Source organism: Bradyrhizobium sp. U531, assembly GCF_051710265.1.
GTDB lineage: Bacteria > Pseudomonadota > Alphaproteobacteria > Rhizobiales > Xanthobacteraceae > Bradyrhizobium.
In genome coordinates, this window is record NZ_JASVEN010000009.1 from 174,469 (window position 1) to 192,112 (window position 17,644).

General features: G+C 65.3%; 15 protein-coding genes. 9 read left to right on the top strand and 6 right to left on the bottom strand.

The annotated features are described in order from the left end of the window. Positions 1 to 42: 42 nt before the first annotated feature. Both QRQ56_RS31590 and QRQ56_RS31595 read right to left on the bottom strand, forming a co-directional pair. Complete coding sequence (locus QRQ56_RS31590) at positions 43 to 1,665, bottom strand: hypothetical protein (RefSeq protein WP_438745252.1); 1,623 nt, start codon at positions 1,663 to 1,665, stop codon at positions 43 to 45. A 37-nt stretch (positions 1,666 to 1,702) separates the two neighbouring features. Continuing rightward, positions 1,703 to 2,995, bottom strand: coding sequence for an adenylosuccinate synthase (locus QRQ56_RS31595; RefSeq protein ID WP_438745253.1), 1,293 nt, complete (start codon positions 2,993 to 2,995; stop codon positions 1,703 to 1,705). A 368-nt stretch (positions 2,996 to 3,363) separates the two neighbouring features. Between QRQ56_RS31595 and QRQ56_RS31600 the strand changes: the two genes are divergently transcribed. Further along, complete coding sequence (locus tag QRQ56_RS31600; protein ID WP_438745254.1) at positions 3,364 to 4,296, top strand: DMT family transporter; 933 nt, start codon at positions 3,364 to 3,366, stop codon at positions 4,294 to 4,296. A 210-nt stretch (positions 4,297 to 4,506) separates the two neighbouring features. Here the strand turns inward: QRQ56_RS31600 and QRQ56_RS31605 are convergent, their stop codons facing one another. Beyond that, on the bottom strand, positions 4,507 to 4,908 hold the full coding sequence (locus QRQ56_RS31605) for a DUF1330 domain-containing protein (RefSeq protein WP_438745256.1): 402 nt from the start codon (positions 4,906 to 4,908) through the stop codon (positions 4,507 to 4,509). Between the two features lie 93 nt (positions 4,909 to 5,001). Here QRQ56_RS31605 and QRQ56_RS31610 point away from each other — a divergent pair, with 93 nt between their 5' ends. Next, positions 5,002 to 5,937: a DMT family transporter gene (locus tag QRQ56_RS31610; protein WP_438745258.1), complete on the top strand. Its 936-nt coding sequence runs from the start codon at positions 5,002 to 5,004 to the stop codon at positions 5,935 to 5,937. Between the two features lie 153 nt (positions 5,938 to 6,090). Further along, complete coding sequence (locus QRQ56_RS31615; protein ID WP_438745259.1) at positions 6,091 to 7,068, top strand: Bug family tripartite tricarboxylate transporter substrate binding protein; 978 nt, start codon at positions 6,091 to 6,093, stop codon at positions 7,066 to 7,068. Between the two features lie 200 nt (positions 7,069 to 7,268). On the opposite strand, the gene QRQ56_RS31620 is transcribed toward QRQ56_RS31615, so the two are convergent. Next, positions 7,269 to 8,954 carry a methyl-accepting chemotaxis protein gene (locus QRQ56_RS31620; protein WP_438745261.1) on the bottom strand — a complete coding sequence of 562 codons (1,686 nt, stop codon included), beginning with the start codon at positions 8,952 to 8,954 and terminating at the stop codon, positions 7,269 to 7,271. A gap of 259 nt (positions 8,955 to 9,213) precedes the next feature. Between QRQ56_RS31620 and QRQ56_RS31625 the strand changes: the two genes are divergently transcribed. The 6 genes from QRQ56_RS31625 (at position 9,214) to QRQ56_RS31650 (ending at position 16,236) form a co-directional block, all read left to right on the top strand. Further along, a complete protein-coding gene (locus QRQ56_RS31625) occupies positions 9,214 to 10,257 on the top strand; it encodes a C-terminal binding protein (RefSeq protein ID WP_438745263.1) in 1,044 nt (347 codons plus the stop codon). Between the two features lie 85 nt (positions 10,258 to 10,342). After that, positions 10,343 to 11,683 carry an ABC transporter substrate-binding protein gene (locus QRQ56_RS31630; RefSeq protein ID WP_438745264.1) on the top strand — a complete coding sequence of 447 codons (1,341 nt, stop codon included), beginning with the start codon at positions 10,343 to 10,345 and terminating at the stop codon, positions 11,681 to 11,683. Positions 11,684 to 11,817: 134 nt separating this feature from the next. After that, on the top strand, positions 11,818 to 12,774 hold the full coding sequence (locus tag QRQ56_RS31635; protein WP_438745265.1) for a carbohydrate ABC transporter permease: 957 nt from the start codon (positions 11,818 to 11,820) through the stop codon (positions 12,772 to 12,774). After that, positions 12,767 to 13,666: a carbohydrate ABC transporter permease gene (locus QRQ56_RS31640; RefSeq protein ID WP_438745267.1), complete on the top strand. Its 900-nt coding sequence runs from the start codon at positions 12,767 to 12,769 to the stop codon at positions 13,664 to 13,666. The genes QRQ56_RS31635 and QRQ56_RS31640 overlap by 8 nt, the downstream gene beginning before the upstream one ends. Before the next feature lie 132 nt (positions 13,667 to 13,798). Then, entirely contained in the window at positions 13,799 to 14,770 is a 972-nt protein-coding gene (locus QRQ56_RS31645; protein WP_438745269.1) for an MBL fold metallo-hydrolase, read from the top strand. Positions 14,771 to 14,880: 110 nt separating this feature from the next. Then, a complete protein-coding gene (locus QRQ56_RS31650) occupies positions 14,881 to 16,236 on the top strand; it encodes an esterase-like activity of phytase family protein (RefSeq protein ID WP_438745271.1) in 1,356 nt (451 codons plus the stop codon). Between the two features lie 131 nt (positions 16,237 to 16,367). Here QRQ56_RS31650 and QRQ56_RS31655 read toward each other — a convergent pair whose 3' ends face one another. Then, a complete protein-coding gene (locus tag QRQ56_RS31655) occupies positions 16,368 to 17,198 on the bottom strand; it encodes a TonB family protein (RefSeq protein WP_438745273.1) in 831 nt (276 codons plus the stop codon). Further along, a complete protein-coding gene (exbD, locus tag QRQ56_RS31660; RefSeq protein WP_438745275.1) occupies positions 17,198 to 17,644 on the bottom strand; it encodes a TonB system transport protein ExbD in 447 nt (148 codons plus the stop codon). Before exbD ends, QRQ56_RS31655 begins: the two co-directional genes overlap by 1 nt.

Sequence of the window (17,644 nt, forward strand, 5' to 3'; positions counted from 1 at the left end):
GCTTCGCACGCCCCGGAATGACGGAAGTGAGATTGGCTCGGCTCAGTCGCCCCACTGCGCGAAGGCGTCGTTGAAGGCGCGCTCGCCGGGGGCGCCCTTCTCGATCGCGATGATGGCGCGGCGCTGGTTGGCGTAGACCAGCGGCACGTCGAACCACGAGCGCTCCTTCAGGAGCTGGACGTTGCGGGCGCGGTCGGCGTCGACGTTGGACAGGCCGACCAGGAAGAAGCCGTCGGTGACCTTGACAGCGAGGCCTGCGAGCGGCGTGCCGCGAGCCTGCTCGTTCGACTTCATCAGGATGCCCGGCACATTGGAGACGCTGCCGCCCGGAAAGTCCGGCGGCAGGATGAAGGTCAGCTCCGCCGTGTGGCTCGCCGGCAGCGAGGAGTCGGTGTTGCGGCGGAACGACATCGTCATCTTGAACTTGCGATCGGGGATCTCGATGTCGGCGCGCACGGCGAGGTCGGCCTTCTGGTTGCCGGAGGCCTTGATCGGCTCCAGCCGCCACACCACCGAGCCGACATATTGCTTACCCTTCGGATCGGACGGATCCTCGTCGTAGAGCACGACCTTCTGCGCCACCGGCGCGACCGGCTGGTCGCTCGCCGAGGGCTGGCCGACGCGATCGGGGATCTTCGGCTTGGTCTGCGGCTGCGAGACATTGCTCGGCGTCTCGACCACCTGGGTCGGCGAGGACTTGAACAAATTGGTGACGGTCTGGACCAGCGGCTTGCCCCAGAGGATGCCGGCACCGACCAGGATCAGCACGATGCCGACGGCGATCGCGCTCTTGAACGGAAAAGCCGAGCGGGTGCGGACCCGCTTCTTGGCCTCGCGCTCCGGTGCGATGCGCGGACGCGGCGACGGCGGCTGGGGCGCGTAGCGCTCGGCCTCCTCGATCGACTCGTCGTAGGAATAGGGCGCCTCGGCCTCGCCGCCGCGGCTTTCCAGGCTCGGCTCGAGCCGGTCGAATTCCGGCGAGGGCGAGGGCACGTTGGCATAGGTCCGGCGCGCGGCACGGCTGGCCTGCGCGGCCGCGCCGCCGAGATCGTTGGCATCGGCCGTGATGTCGCGGAAGCCGCGCACACCGGGTGCCGGCGGCAGCGCCGGCGGAGGTCCCATATCAGGCGGACGGCGCGCACCGGCGCGATCGCGCCCGGCGGCCGGCGGCTCCGGCATCGGGGGTGGCGGCGGCGCGGACGGTCCCGGCTGGCGCGGGGCGTCGAAGCGGGGCGCGCGCGGCGGTCGCTGGGCATCGCCCTGGTCGTCGACGTTGAAGGACGGACGGTCGGCCCGCGGCGGGGGCGGAGCCGGACGCGTCCGTGGAGGGGGTGGCGCGGCTGCCGGGGCGTGGCCCTCGGCGGCCCGGGTGCTGGCGCGGCGGAACGCATCGCCGCTGCCGCTGCCGCCGCTGCGTGCACCGCCACCAGGGCGCGAAGCCTCGCGGGCGCGCTGGGCCGCTTCCGACTCGACCTTGCGGACGGCCTCCTCCAGCGACAGCCGTTCGCGGGTGATCTCGGATTCGGAGAGCGGCGGCTGGACGCTGCGCAGCTGCGCGATCAGGGCCGTGCGCGCCCGTTCATAGAGCGCGCGACGGCTTTCGCCGGGAGCGTTGGGGTCCAGGGCGGCAATAGCGCGGGCGATCAGCGGATAGTAATCAGCCATTTCAACTCAACTATACGCGCGTCCTGGTAAGAGATCGTTAAGCCTCAAACGGGTTTTGCACGAGGATAGTATCTTCGCGTTCGGGGCTGGTGGAAAGCAGTGCGACCGGGCACCCCACCAATTCCTCGATCCGCCGGACATATTTGATGGCCTGGGCCGGCAGGTCGGCCCAGGACCGCGCACTGGCGGTCGGCTCCTTCCAGCCTTCGATGGTCTCGTAGATCGGTTCGACCCGGGCCTGGGCGCCCTCGCCGGCCGGGAAATGGTCGATCTCCTTGCCGTCGAGCTTGTAGCCGGTGCAGACCTCGATCGTGTCGAAGCCGTCGAGGATGTCGAGCTTGGTCAGCGCGAGGCCGTTGATGCCGCAGGTCCGGACCGCCTGGCGGACCAGCACGGCGTCGAACCAGCCGCAGCGGCGGGGGCGGCCGGTGTTGGTGCCGAACTCGCGGCCGCGCTCGCCGATCTTGCGGCCGGTCTCATTGTCCTGCTCGGTCGGGAACGGGCCCTGGCCGACGCGGGTGGTGTAGGCCTTGCACAGGCCGAGCACGTAGCCGACCGCGCCCGGTCCAAGACCCGAGCCGGTCGCGGCCTGCGCCGCCACCGTGTTGGACGAGGTGACGTAGGGATAGGTGCCGTGGTCGACGTCGAGCAGCGCGCCTTGCGCGCCTTCGAACAGCATGCGCTTGCCTTCGCGGCGCTTGATGTCGAGCAGCCGCCACACCGTCTCGGCATAGGGCAGCAGCTGCGGCGCCAGCGCGGTCAGCTCGTTCAGGATCACCTTGCCGTCGAATTCGGGCAGGCCGAGACCGCGGCGGAGTGCGTTGTGGTGAGCAAGCAGCCGGTCGATCTTGTGCGGGAGCGTGTCGAGATCGGCGAGGTCCATCAGGCGGATGGCGCGGCGGCCGACCTTGTCCTCATAGGCCGGGCCGATGCCGCGGCGGGTGGTGCCGATCGCGGTCGCGGCGCTGGCGGATTCGCGGTGCGCATCAAGCTCGCGGTGCAGCGGCAGGATCAGCGTGACGTTCTCGGCGATCCGCAGGTTCTCCGGAGTGATCGCGACGCCCAGCGCCCTCAGCTTGGTGACCTCGTCGAGGAAGGCGGCGGGATCGAACACCACGCCGTTGCCGATCACCGACAGCTTGCCCTCGCGCAACACGCCGGAAGGCAGCAGCGCCAGCTTGTAGGTCTTGCCGTTGATCACCAGCGTATGGCCGGCGTTATGGCCGCCCTGGAAGCGAACGACGATGTCCGCCTGCTCCGACAACCAGTCGACGATCTTGCCCTTCCCTTCGTCGCCCCACTGGGCGCCGACGACGACAACATTGGCCATTCGCGGGTAATCCTTCGAAGATTTTAGATGCGCCAGCCTAGCTGACGGCCGGGAGCCGTTCGCACGCAAGGCAGCCAACCGGATAACGGAAGCAGCCGCTCTAGGCAAGCAAGAACGGGGCTTTTTCGGGGCTCTGGACAGACTTTAAGCCTTTGATATCCCCGGAAAATCCAGAAACGTTTCAAGGGCGCTGTTCTGTCTTCGACCAAAGCGTGAGACCGGTCTTCCCCGCTGCATGGTCGCGATGCATCCGCCCCCCGTTGATGCCGCTCCGATTTCCGTGTCTTTGGACCATGCCGGGCGAAGAGCCGGCCCGACCTCGCCGGGCCGGGGCCTGGCGCGCATGACGCGGGGCCAAAACAATCACAATGTCCGCCACCGGCCAGAGCACGGGCTCCGAATCATCGGGCCACAACTGGATCGCCAACCAGCCCTATTTGCTGCTCAGCATCACCGCGCTGTGCTGGGCCGGCAATGCCATCGTCGGGCGGCTCGCCGCCGGGCACATCCCGCCGGTGACGCTGTCGTTCCTGCGCTGGAGCTTCGCCTTCCTGCTGGTGCTGCCGTTCGCCTGGAAGCACCTGGTGCAGGACTGGCCCGCGATCCGCAGCAGGCTCGGCCTGATGATCACGCTCTCGATCACCGGCATCGGCGCCTTCAACACGCTGCAATATTGGGCGCTGGAGCATACCCAGGCCCTCAACACGCTGCTGTTGCAGTCGGCAGCGCCACTGGTCGTGGCGCTGTGGTCGCTGGCCATCCTCGGCATCCGCCTCACCGCGGCACAGGCGTTCGGCGTGGCTCTGTCGATGTGCGGCGTGCTGACGATCCTGCTGCACGGCGACTTCACCACGCTGTCGAACATCGAGTTCAACAAGGGCGATTTGATCTTCATCGTCGCGCTGATCATCTTCGCGCTCTACTCGGTGTTGACCCTGAAGCGGCCGCCGATGCACGGCCTGTCGTTCCTCGCCTTCACCTTCGGGGTCGGTGCGGCCTGCCTCGTGCCGCTGGAGATCTGGGAATTGTCGGCACGCCCGGTCATGAAGCTCGACGGGCCGAACCTGCTGACGCTGTTCTACGTCGCGGTGTTCCCCTCGACGCTGGCCTATCTCTGCTTCAATCGCGGTGTCCGCCTGATCGGCGCCAACCGCGCGGCGCCGTTCTTCCATGTCGTGCCGGTGTTCGGCTCGATCATGGCGATGGCGTTTCTCGGCGAGCACCCGCAGGCGTTCCATTTCATCGGGTTTGCACTGGTGCTGTCCGGCGTGTTCGTGGCGTCGCGGAAGCAGGCGACCTAGCTGCACTCCATCCTCGCACGCAGGTGCCTTCCCTTCTCCCCTTGTGGGAGAAGGTGGCGCGGAGCGCCGGATGAGGGGTGTCTCTCCGCACGTATCAGTGAGAGTGGACTCGCGGAGAGAGACCCCTCACCCGTCTCGCCGCTATCGCGGCGAGACACCCTCTCCCACAAGGGGAGAGGGAAACAGCGCGCTACGCACGGCGGACATTTCCTACTTCATCCCGAACTTGCTGTAGGCCTCCCTCGTCGCGATGATCACATGCTCCGCGCAGCCGTTGACGCGGTGCGGGTCAGCCTGCGTCTCGTAGGACTCCGACGTCATCATGTCCAAGAAAGCCGAGACGGTGGGGTAGTAGACCAGCGCGACGAAATCCCAGTCGTTGCCGGCGTGCGGTCCGAGCGCGATGGCCTTGGCATCGCCGGTCCACAGCAAGGTGCCGCCGCGTGCTTTGATCATCGGCACGGTGACGGCACTGTAGCGCAGATAGGCATCCCAGCCGGATCCGTCGCCGTCGCGCGAGCGGTCGTGGAAACGCATCAGGTTCAGCATCACCACCGGCGACTGCGGATCGAGCTGCTCGAGGCCCGCGATGTTCAACATATTGACCGCCAAAGGCACCTCCTCAGGGTTTGGCTGCATTGTAGCATTGCGGCGGCGTGACTTGTGCCACGATACCGATCCAGCGCAAGCTCGTGTGCAACGCCAATGACGATCGCTTCGCCCGCGCCACCGGCCTCCAATCCAGCCAGTTGGCTCAACAACCAGCCTTATCTGTTGCTCAGCCTGAGCTCGCTGTTCTGGGCCGGCAACATCGTGCTCGCGCGCCATGTCGGCGCGCATGTGCCGCCGCTGACGGTGACGACGATCCGCTGGTTCGGCGTGTTCCTGATCCTGCTGCCGTTCACCTGGCCGCATCTGAAGCGCGACTGGCCTCTCTTGCGCAAGAGCCTGCCCTTGATGCTGTTCCTGTCGCTGGTGGGCTTTGCCTTCAACAACGCGATCTCCTACTGGGCGATGCAGTACACGGAGGCGCTGAACGCGCTCTTGATCCAGTCGGCAGGCCCGCTGTTCGTGGCGTTGTGGTCGCTGGCGCTGTTCGGCGTGCGGCTGACGGGGGCGCAATTCGCCGGCATCGCGGTCTCGCTGCTCGGCGTGCTGATCATCATCCTGCGCGGCGATCTCGCCGCGCTCGCGGGCATCAGCTTCAACCGCGGCGACATCATGTTCGCCTCCTCGCTGGTGGCGTTCGGCCTCTACTCCGCCTTCATCCCGCGGCGGCCGAAGATCAATCAGCTCTCTTTCCTGTCCTTCACCACCTGCTGCGGCGCGACGATGCCGATCCCCGGGGCGATCTGGGAGGCGGCCAGCGGCCGCGTCCTGCAATTCGACGCGATCACGCTGGCGACGCTGGGCTACATCCTGATCTTTCCCTCGACCCTGGCCTACCTGTTCTTCAACCGTGGCGTGGCGCTGATCGGGCCGAACCGGGCCGCGCCGTTCTTCCATCTGGTGCCGGTGTTCGGCTCGGCGATGGCGATCCTGCTGCTCGGCGAGAAGCTGCAGCCCTTTCACCTGATCGGCTACGCTCTGGTGCTGGCCGGCGTGGTGTTCGCCTCGCGCCAGGGTTCGGCGGCGAAGTAATTCCGCAGCACGGACGCGCGACAGTCTCATGTCCCGGACGCGCTGCGGCACGCAGTGACGCTGCGCTGCGTCCGGGGCACGCAACTCCCGTCTTCCGATTTCAACGCAGAGACGCTAGGTTCCCCGCCAACGAAAAAGAGGGAACGTCTCAAGATGATTTCAGGGCTGCTTCGAAACCTGCGTGCCGCGGCTGCGGCCGCACTCTGCCTTGCAGCGGCGTCCGCCGCCCAGGCCGACACTTATCCGAGCCGAAACATCACGCTGGTGCTCCCGTTCGCGGCCGGCAGCGGCACGGACACCACGACACGGCTGATCTCGCAGCATCTGTCGCAGGCGCTCGGCGTCGGCATCATCATCGAGAACAAGGCGGGCGCCAACGGCATGCTGGCCGCGAGCTATGTCGCGAAGGCCGCGCCCGACGGCTATACGCTGCTGGTGACCACCAACACCACGCATTCGGCCAATCCCTATCTGCTCAAGAGCCTCACTTACGATCCGGTCAAGGACTTCACGCCGATCGCGCGCACTGGCGATCTGCCCTTCATGCTGGTCATCAATCCGGAAGTGCCGGCGAAGACCGTCGCCGAGCTCGTCGCCTACGGCAAGGCCAATCCGGGCAAGCTGAGCTATGCCTCGGGCTCGTCCTCCGCGATCGTGTCGGGTGCGACCTTTGCGCACAATGCCGGGCTCGACCTGCTGCACGTGCCATACAAGAGCTCGCCGCCGGCGCTGAACGACGTCATGGGCGGGCGCGTCTCGATGATGTTCGTCGACATCCTGACGGGCCTGCCGCACGTCAACGGCAACGCGCTGCGCGCGCTCGCCGTCACCACCAAGGACCGCTCGCCGCTGGTGCCGAACCTGCCCTCGATGCAGGAGGCCGGCGTGCCCGATTTCGACATCTCGTCATGGCAGGGCTATTTCGGCCCTGCCGGCATGCCCAAGGAGATCGTGACGCGGCTCAACGCCGAAATCCGCAAGATCATCGAGAAGCCCGAGATCAAGGCCCAGCTCGCCACGCTCGGCATGGACGCGTTCTCAGGCACACCGGAGGAGCTCGGCAAGTTCGTGGGCGAGCAGCTGGTGCTGTGGGAGAAGCTGATCACCAACGCGAAGATCGAGAAGCAGTAATCGCCGCGCCCCGCGAATGCTGTCATCCCCCGCGTAGGCGGGGGATCCAGTATTCCAGAGGCAGCGCGGCTGGAACCGAGAAGCCGCGGCGTACTGGATGCCCCGCCTTCGCGGGGCATGACAACCAATGCAACTGAAAAACAAAAGGTGGGCACGACGCTTTCGCGTCAGTGCCCACCCTACGCAATTTGATGCGACGCTTACGCCGCGCGCACCTTGGCAAGGAAGCCATCCACCGCGCTGCGCAGCGCGCCGGACTGGCTGTCCAGCTCGCGGGCGTTGGTGAGCACGTCGGTGGCGGCCGTGCCGGTCGCTTCCGCGGCCGAGGTGACGCTGCCGATATTGGCGTTGATCTCGTTCGAGCCGGCCGCGACCGACTGGATGTTGCGGGCGATCTCGCGGGTCGCCTCGCCCTGCTGCTCGATCGATGCGGAAATGCCGGCGGTGATCTCGCTCATCTCGGCGATGGTCTGAGTGATACCGGAGATGGCCGTGACCGCGTCGCTGGTCGAGGTCTGCATCGCCGCAACCTGCGCGGAGATCTCCTCGGTCGCCTTGGCGGTCTGGTTGGCCAACGCCTTCACCTCGGAGGCGACGACCGCGAAGCCGCGGCCGGATTCACCGGCGCGTGCCGCCTCGATGGTGGCGTTGAGCGCGAGCAAATTGGTCTGTGCCGCGATCGAGTGGATCAGCTTGACGACCTCGCCGATCTTCTCTGCGCCGGTCGAGAGCACCTGCACGGTGGCGTTGGTGCGCTCGGCGTCGCTGACGGCGCGGCTTGCCACTTCCGTCGAACGGGTGACCTGGCGGGAGATTTCCGCAACCGAGCTCGACAGCTCTTCGGCGGCGGCCGCAACCGTGCCGACATTGCCGGAGGCCTTTTGCGAGGCCGCGCCGACCGTCGCCGCGCGCGACGAAGCGTCGCTGGCGGTCGCGGTCATCGACTGCGCCGTGGTCTGCATGCCGGCCGCGGCCGAGGAGACCGAGCGGACGATGCCGTTGACGCTGCGTTCGAAGTCGCTGGCGATGCCTTCCATGGCGCTGCGACGTTCTGCCGCGACGCGCTCCTTCGCATCGGCTTCGGTCTTCTCGAGGTCGCGGATGCGGACAGAGTTGTCCTTGAAGATCTGGACGGTCGCGGCCATCGCGCCGACTTCGTCGCCGCGGCCGACGCCGGGAATGTCACCCTCGAGCTTGCCGTCGGCGAGATCCTTCATGCGGGCGCCGAGCAGCGCCAGCGGACGGCTGATGCTGCGGCCGATCAGCCAGGCGACGCTGCCGGCGGCGATGACGATGCCGAGCATGGCCAGGCCGAGCAGCCAATAGACCGGGCCCATCTTGGCGTCGATGTCGTCGAGATAGGCGCCGGTGCCGAGATACATGTCGAGGCCGGGGATCGCCACCGCGTAACCGATCTTGCGGATCGGCTTCTCCTGGCCGGGCTTGACGTATTCATAATAGAGCAGGATCGAGCCATTGGCCTTGACGCCGTCCATCAGCTCGACGGACAGCTTGCGGCCGTTGGTCACGACGTCCATGCGATTGGCGCCGATCTGCTTCGGATCGGGCGCGAGCTGGGTGATGCCGTCATAGGACGTGCCGAACAGATAGCCCGAGCCGTTGTCGTAGGTCATCGCGTTGCCGTAGCGGCGAAGCTCGGCCAAGGCCGCGTCCTTCGTCATCTCGCCGGCGCTGACGCGCTTCATCAGCGCAGCGGCGTAGTTGCGTCCCAAGTCGACGATCGACTTGGCCTGGTCGATACGCGCATTCACCATCTCGCGCTTCATCAGGTAACCGGCGAGAACGCCGGAGATGCACAGGCCGAACAAGGTGACGCCGACAAGGATGCCGAGCTTCGGGGCGATCTTCAGATTGCTCAAGTTCACGGGATGGCTCCGGCAATAATGGGATACGGGCACGCGACCAGATCGATCAAAATCGAATCAATTTTTAGGGGGAGGCCTTAGCAAGTTACTTACAGGCCTCCGTAGAAGCCCTTACCCCATGCCGAAAACCGAAAAGAAACCTCGTCATCGACAACCGGGAATTGTACGCGCGCGCCCCGATTTCGCGTAAAAGACGCAAAGGCCCGCCCAGGGAGGCGGGTCACAACAAGAACCGACAAACCAAATCGGGAGCGAAGACATGCCGAAATACAGGGTGGTGACGCCGAAGGGCGCGAGCTTCACGGTCGCGGGCAGCGACTATTCCTACGAGCGCGAGGCGCTCGATCCGATCGATGCCGAGATCATCGAAGCCCCTGCCGACGAGGCCGGATTCATCGCCGCGGCGAAGAACGCCGACGCCATCTATGCCAAGGGCATCCCCATCACCAAGACCATCATCGACAGCCTGGAGAGCTGCAAGGTCATCACGCTGGGCTCGGTCGGCGTCGACAGCGTCGACATCAAGGCCGCCACTGCCCGTAAAATCCCGGTGACCAACATTCCCGATACCTTCATCGAGGAAGTTGCCGACCACGCCATGATGCTGCTGCTGGCCGGCTTCCGCCGCCTGGTCGAGCAGGACCGCATGGTGCGCGATGGCCGCTGGGCCGAAGGGCGGCCGGCGCTGCTCAAGGTCCCCCGGCTGATGGGCCAGACGCTCGGCTTCATCTCGTTCGGGCGCGTCGCACGTGCAGTTGCGAAGCGCGCCGCGCCGTTCGGCCTGCGCATGATGGCCTACGATCCCTTCATCCAGGAAACGCTGATGTACGACCACGGCGTCATCCCGGCGACGCTGAACGAGGTGCTCTCGCAATCCGACTTCGTCTCGATGCACGCGCCGGCAAGGCCCGAGGTGCATCACATGCTGACCGAGAAGCACTTCCGGCAGATGAAGAAGGGCTCGATCTTCATCAACACCGGGCGCGGCGCCACCGTGGACGAGGAGAGCCTGATCAAGGCGCTGCAGGAAGGCTGGATCGCCCATGCCGCCCTCGACGTGCTGGAGAAGAAACCGCCCTCCCACAACAATCCCCTGCTCCGCATGGAGAACGTGACCCTGACCGCCCACGTGGCCTCGGCCTCGGCACGGTTTGACGAAGCGCGCAAGCGGCGGGTGGGCTACGAATTGTCACTGGTGCTGCAGGGCATGTGGCCGGTAAGCTGCGTCAATCCGTCGGTGCTGCAAGACACCACGCTCCGTCGCTGGCAACCCGTCAGCATGGACCGCGGGCCGAACAGCTAGGCGGCTGGCGCAGTCGCGCCAACGACCGGAACGACCCTTCACCGGCGATCAACGCCGGGAAGGGAGACATCATAGGGAGGAACTGATGAGGAACGACATCACACGTCGTGATGCCTTGGCGCTGGGCCTGTCCGCTGCAACGCTCGCGGCCACCGGTGCTGCAGCGCAAACATCCAATATCAAGGCTGCCGATGTTGCGGCACCCAAGCGCGAGATCGAGAAGGGCGCATCCTTGCGCATGCTGCGCCCGGTGCGCTTCGTCCAGGCCGACGAGGACGTGTTCCGCGCCAATGCGGCCAAATTCACCAAGGAGACGGGGGTCGAGATCAAGGTCGACTTCGTCGGCTGGGAGGACATCAACCAGCAGACCGCGGTGACCGCCAATTCCGGCGCCGGCCCCGACATCATCATCGGCTTCTCCGATGCACCGCACATCTATATCGACAAGCTGATCGAGCTGACCGACGTCGCCGACTATGTCGGCAAGCGCTATGGCGGCTGGCTGCCGCTGGCGCAACGCTACGGCAAGAAGAACAAGAGCGACGCCTGGATCGGGCTGCCGTTCGGTGCCACCGCGGGACCGCTGATCTACCGCAAGTCGATCCTGCAATCGGTCGGCTTCGACAAGGTGCCGGAAGACCATGCCGGCATCCTCGACCTCTGCCAGAAACTGCACAAGGCCGGCAAGCCGGCCGGCTTCGCGCTCGGCAACGCCAAGGGCGACGGCAACGGCTTTGCGAGCTGGGCGCTGTGGTCGCACAACGGATCGGTGCTCGATGAAGAGGGCAACGTCATCATCAACAGCAAGGAGACCATCGCCGCGCTGAACTGGGTGAAGCAGCTGTACCCGACCTTCATCGCCGGCACGACGTCGTGGAACGACGTCAGCAACAACCGTGCCTATTCTTCGCAGGAAATTTCGCTGACCGCCAACGGCGTCTCACTGTACTTCTCGCTGAAGAACGACCCGGCGACCAAGGCGATCGCCGACGACAGCGAGCATCAATTGCTGCCGAAGGGCCTCGCCAAGGTCTCGCCGATGGCGGGCCTGACGCTGAACGCGATGGTGTTCAAGCACAGCCAGTACCCCAACGCCGCCAAGGCCTTCCTGCAATTCATGCTGGAAAAGGACCAGTACGAGCCGTGGCTCAATGCCAATTCCGGTTATTGGTCGCAGCCGCTGGCCGCCTATGCCGAGGCTGCGGTGTGGTCGCAGGATCCCAAGGTGAAGCTGTTCAAGGACACGATGAACAGCACCTATTACGACGGCTACAAGGGGCCGATCTCGACCGCGACCGGCGCCGTCAGCGCAGACTACGTGCTGATTCAGATGTTCTCGGCTGTTGCGACCGGCGCGGCGACGCCGGAGGCCGCGGCCGCGGAAGCCGAGCAGCGCTGCAAGCGGTACTTCCGGCGGCAGCGATAGCGCGACGACCCGAACAACCGTCATTGCGAGGAGCGAAGCGACGAAGCAATCCGGACTGCCTCCGCGGAAAGATTCTGGATTGCTTCGCTTCGCTCGCAATGACGGTGTGTTGAACTTCACAGAGACAACGCCCCATGTCCGTGACCACCCTCTCCTCTCCCCTCATGGCCAACCGCCAGCCCAACTGGCTGGTGCGGCTGTTCGACTACAAGCCGTTCCTGATCGTGATGTGCCTGGCGCCCGCGGTCGGGCTGCTCCTGGTGTTCCTGACCTATCCGCTCGGCCTCGGCGTCTGGCTCGCCTTCACCGACACCACGATCGGCCGGCGCGGCATCTATGTCGGCCTCGATAATTTCCAGTATCTGCTCACGGATTCCCTGTGGTGGAACGCGGTGTTCTACAGCGTGGTCTATACGGGGATCGCGACGTTCGGAAAGTTCGCGCTCGGCTTCTGGCTCGCGCTGCTGCTCAACAACCATTTCCCGTTCAAGAGCCTGTTGCGCGCGATCATCCTGCTGCCCTGGATCGTGCCGACCGTGCTGTCGGCGCTCGCATTCTGGTGGATCTACGACCCGCAGTTTTCGATCATCTCCTACCTGCTGGTGGACGTACTGCATTGGCGCACGAGCAATATTGATTTCCTCGGCTCGCCCTGGCCTGCGCGGTTCTCGCTGATCGCAGCCAATATCTGGCGCGGCATTCCCTTCGTCGCGATCTCGCTGCTCGCGGGCCTGCAGACCATCTCCCCATCGCTGTACGAGGCCGCGATGCTCGACGGCGCCAGCGCCTGGCAGCGCTTCCGCTACATCACTTTCCCGATGATGATGCCGATCCTCGCCATCGTCATGACCTTCTCGATCATCTTCACCTTCACCGATTTCCAGCTGGTCTACGCCATCACCCGTGGCGGCCCCGGCAACTCGACCCATCTGCTGGCCACGCTGGCGTTCCAGCGCGGCATTGCCGGCGGCGAGCTCGGCGAAGGTGCGGCGATCGCGGTGTCGATGATCCCGTTCCTGGTGTTCGCGACGCTGTTTTCCTATTTCGGCCTGGCGCGCCGCAAATGGCAGCAGGGAGAGAACAATGACTGACACTGCCGCGCAAGGCGCCGTGGCCAATTCGAAGGCGGCCCCCGACACCATGGAATGGGATTCCGGCCTGCGGCGGCTGATGATGATCTACCTGCCGCTCGGCTGCTTCGTGCTGATCCTGCTGTTCCCGTTCTACTGGATGGCGATCACCTCGTTCAAGCCGAACGCGGAGCTGATGAATTACAAGGAGCACAACCCGTTCTGGATCTCCTCGCCGACGCTGGCGCACATCAAGCATCTTCTGTTCGATACCGCCTATCCGCGCTGGCTGTGGACGACGATGATGGTCGCGATCGGCTCGACCACGCTGTCGCTGATCGCCTCGACGCTCGCCGCCTACGCTATCGAAAGGCTCCGCTTCCGCGGCAGTCCCTATGTCGGCCTCGGCATCTATCTCGCTTATCTCGTGCCGCCCTCGATCCTGTTCATTCCGCTCGCCACCGTGGTGGTGCAGTTCGGACTGTTCGACTCGCCGCTGGCGCTGATCCTGGTCTATCCGACCTTCCTGGTGCCGTTCTGCACCTGGCTGCTGATCGGCTATTTCAAGTCGATCCCCTACGAGCTCGAGGAATGCGCGCTGGTGGACGGCGCAACGCGCCTGCAGATCTTGCGGCGGATCACGCTGCCGCTCGCCGTGCCCGGGCTGATCTCGGCCGGCATCTTCTCTTTCACGCTGTCCTGGAACGAGTTCATCTACGCGCTCGCCTTCATCCAGAGCGGCGCCAACAAGACGGTGCCGGTCGCGATCCTGACCGAGCTCGTCACCGGCGACGTCTACCAGTGGGGCGCGCTGATGGCGGGCTCGCTGCTGGGCTCGCTACCCGTTGCCGTCTTCTATTCGCTATTCGTGGACTATTACGTGTCCTCGCTGACCGGCGCGGTGAAGGAGTAACAGCTTCCGCACGACCGCAAAGGTTCGTGCAATCGTGATAGATCGCTGACCCGTTTCGTTGGATCTTGCCGCGCGGACGGCGGGGGTCGCCCCTTGACGCCGTCCTTGATCGCATCAGATCGCGAGATCAGCATGGCATCGCCACGTACCCACCAGCTCTCCAGACGCGGCTTTTGCCTGTGCTGCGTCGGCGGCGCGACGCTCGCCGCCACCGGCGGATGGCTCACCCCGAAGCAGGCCTACGCGGAAGCGCGCGGTATCGTCAGCCTGATCAAGGACAGCGCGGCGACGTCGCCGATCAAAACCTACAAGCTGCGCAACAACATCAGCGTGCTCGAAGGACCCGGCGGCAACATCGCCGTGCTCACGGGACCTGACGGCAAGCTGCTGGTCGACGGCGGCATCGGCGTCTCGCGCCCGCAGCTCAGCAAGGCACTGGCCGAACTCGGCAACGAGCCGATCGCGCATCTCGTCAACACGCACTGGCACTTCGACCATGCCGACGGCAATGAATGGCTGCATGCGGCCGGCGCCAAGATCATCGCCCACGAGAACACCCGCAAGCACCTCTCCAGCATTCAGCGGGTTGAGGACTGGGACTACAATTTCCTGCCACTGGCCGCGAAGGCAGTCCCGACGGAGGTCTTCGCCAAGGAGCATCATCTCAAGGTCAACGGCGCATCCATCGCGCTGAAATATAGCGGTCCGGCCCATACCGATGGCGACATCTCGGTCATGTTTGCCGAGGCGAACATTCTTCACGCCGGTGACACCTACTGGAGCGACATCTACCCCTTCATCGACCATTCGACCGGCGGCAGCATCGGCGGCATGATCGCGGCCTGCGACGCCAATCTGGCAATCGCCAACAACGACACCATCATCATCACCGGTCACGGCAAGCCCGTCAGCAACAAGGCCGAGCTGCAGGAATTCCGCGACATGCTGGCGACCATCAGGGACAATGTCGGCAATCTCAAGAAGCAGGGAAAGACACGCGACGAGACGGTCGCCGCCAAGCCCACCGCCAAGTTCGACGCGAGGTGGGGACAGTTTCTCATCGACCCCGGCTTCTTCACCAGATTGGTCTACGAGACCGCGTGAGAGGCTACGCGCGGTGAAGGAATAGCATGAGCCTGCGGCGTTTGGCCCGGCTTCACAAAACTGCAATACGCCATCCGCATAAGGCGTGCGTCCGCCAACAGGAGACGCACATGCGCGCGACTTTTCTTGCCACCGTCGCAACGATCATTCTCATCGCGAGCCCGGCGCTCGCGCAGAGCGAGGGCGAATTCCCCGCCAAGCTCGCCGGCCACGTGGTGATGCCGGCCGAAACCTTCATCGACGCGCCCGCCGACGCCCCCGCCGATCTCAAGACATCGGGGAAATACACCACCGGCAAGCGCGTCGATGCGCTCGGCACCGTGATGGGCAAGTCCTATGAGCGGGCGACCGGCGTGTCGCTGCCGTTCAAGGGCCAGCCGCTGCAGGGCCATTCCGGCATCAAGACCATGCCCGACGGCAGCTTCTGGGTCATCACCGACAACGGCATGGGCGCGCGCGCCAACTCGCCGGATTCGATGCTGTACCTCAACCGCTACAAGATGGATTGGGCGAACGGCAAGATCGAGCGCCTGGAGACCATCTTCCTGCACGATCCCGACAAGAAGGTCCCCTTCCGCATCGTCCACGAGGACACGCAGAAGCGCTATCTGACCGGCTCCGACTTCGACACCGAAGGCTTCCAGATCATCGGCGATGTCTTCTGGATCGGTGACGAGTTCGGCCCCTACATCCTGAAGGCCGACAAGACCGGAAAGATCCTCGGCGTGTTCGAGACGGTCGCGGACGGCAAGCCGGTGCGCTCGCCGGACAATTGGGCAGTGGCGACGCCGGGCGCGCCCGGCGCGACCTACACCAACGTCAACCTCCGCCGCTCCAAGGGCTATGAGGGCTTCGCCGCGTCGAAGGACGGCAAGTTCATCTACGGCCTGCTCGAAGGGCCGCTGTGGGATGCCGAGAAAAAGGACTGGGAGAAGGTCGACGGCAAGGAAGCATCCCGCATCCTCGAATTCGACGTTGCCGCCGAGAAGTTCACCGGCCGCTACTGGCAATATGTGTTCGAGCAGAACGGCAACGCCGTCGGCGACTTCAACATGATCGACCAGGCCTCCGGCCTCATCATTGAGCGCGACAACGGCGAAGGCACCGCCGACAAGGCCTGTCCGCAGGGCACCCGCGGCGAGAACTGCTTCCCCGATCTCGCTAAGTTCAAGCGCATCTACAAGATCGAGCTCTCCGACGCCAATGTCGGCAAGCCCGTGCGCAAGATCGGCTATATCGACCTGATGAAGATCCGGGATCCCGACAAGAAGGCGCGGAAGCCGCTCAATGACGGCGTCTACACCTTCCCGTTCTTCACCATCGAGAACGTCGATCGCGTCGACGAGACCCACATCATCGTCGGCAACGACAACAATCTGCCGTTCTCCTCCAGCCGCGATCCCAACAAGGCCGACGACGACGAGTTCATGCTGCTCGAAGTCGCGGACTTCCTGAAGGCGAAGTAAGGCTGCTCTCTCAACACGGTCATCGCCCGGCTCGACCGGGCGATCCAGTACTCCGCAGCGCCAGCGATTGAATCGCAACGCCTCTGCGTACTGGATGCCCCGGTCAAGCCGGGGCATGACTGCGGAGAGAGCTACCGGATCGCAAACGAGATCGGCACGGTGAAGCCCATCGTGGCGTGCGTGATCTCGGGCGGGAACGCCGGGAATGGCTGCGCGCGGCGGACCATCGCCATGGTCTCGGCGTCAAGCGCCGCATAGCCGGACGAACCGGCAAGACGGCTGCCGAGAACCTGGCCGCTGCGGCTCAACGTAAAGCTCAGGCGTGACACGCCGTGCTCGCCGGCCGCCTTCGAGGCCGGCGGGAATTGCTTGAAGCGCTGCAAATGCGCAGCCACCATCTGGTTATAGGACGCGATCGCTGCCGCCGATGCGCCGCTACTCGCCGCCGATGCGGCCGGCGCCTGCCGCTCCGCGCGCGGCGAAGCGGTGGTGCGTGGCGCAGGCGTCGTGTGACTGGGCTTCTTGGCGTCAGGGCGCACGACTTTCGGCTTGACCGGCTCAGGCTTGGTCTCGGCGACCGCCTTGGCGGGCTCCGCCTCGGTCGGCTTCAGCTTCTGTTCGGGCGGCGCCACCACGTCAGGCTTTTCCTGCGGCGGCGTCGGCGCGATGGTCTCTTCCATGGCCTGCGGCGCGGTCTGATCCGGCGGCGAAGCGTCCGCCTGCTCCATCACCGGCCCCGGCGCGAGGTCGAGCGGCGTCGATTGCGGTGCCGACGTCACTGGCGACATGTCCACCATGATCGCCGGGAGGCTGACGCCCTGCTCCGGCTGCGACCTGACCCAGCTCACCGCAAGCACGGCAGCGGCGATATGCAGCGTGACGATCACCGCGCCCGACACGCCCCAGCGCGCGGTCTCGCGCTCGCCGAGCGGCTCGTGCAGGGCGAAGGCGTTCGCGGCCATCAGCTGCGTCCGTCGAGGCCGACGAGCGCGACCTTGAGATAGCCGGCGTTGCGCAAGATGTTCATCACCTCCATCAGGTCGCCATAACTCACCGCCTTGTCGGCGCGCAGATAGATGCGCTCGTCCTTGCGCCCCTGGGTGGCTGCCGCGAGGGCAGAGGCGAGACCCTCGCGCGCCATGGTGTCCTCGCCGACGGCAACGGTGAGATCTGGCTTCACGGTCACGAACACCGGCTTGTCCGGCCGCGGCGCAGGCTCGGCCGCAGTCGCGGGCAATTCGACGCCGATATCGACGGTCGCGAGCGGGGCCGCCACCATGAAGATGATCAGCAGCACCAGCATCACGTCGATGAAGGGCGTGACGTTGATCTCATGAGCAAGGTCGAGATCCCCGGGGTCGCCGCGCCCACGCGACGATCCCGCGGGCGTACCGAGCTTTGCAGCCAT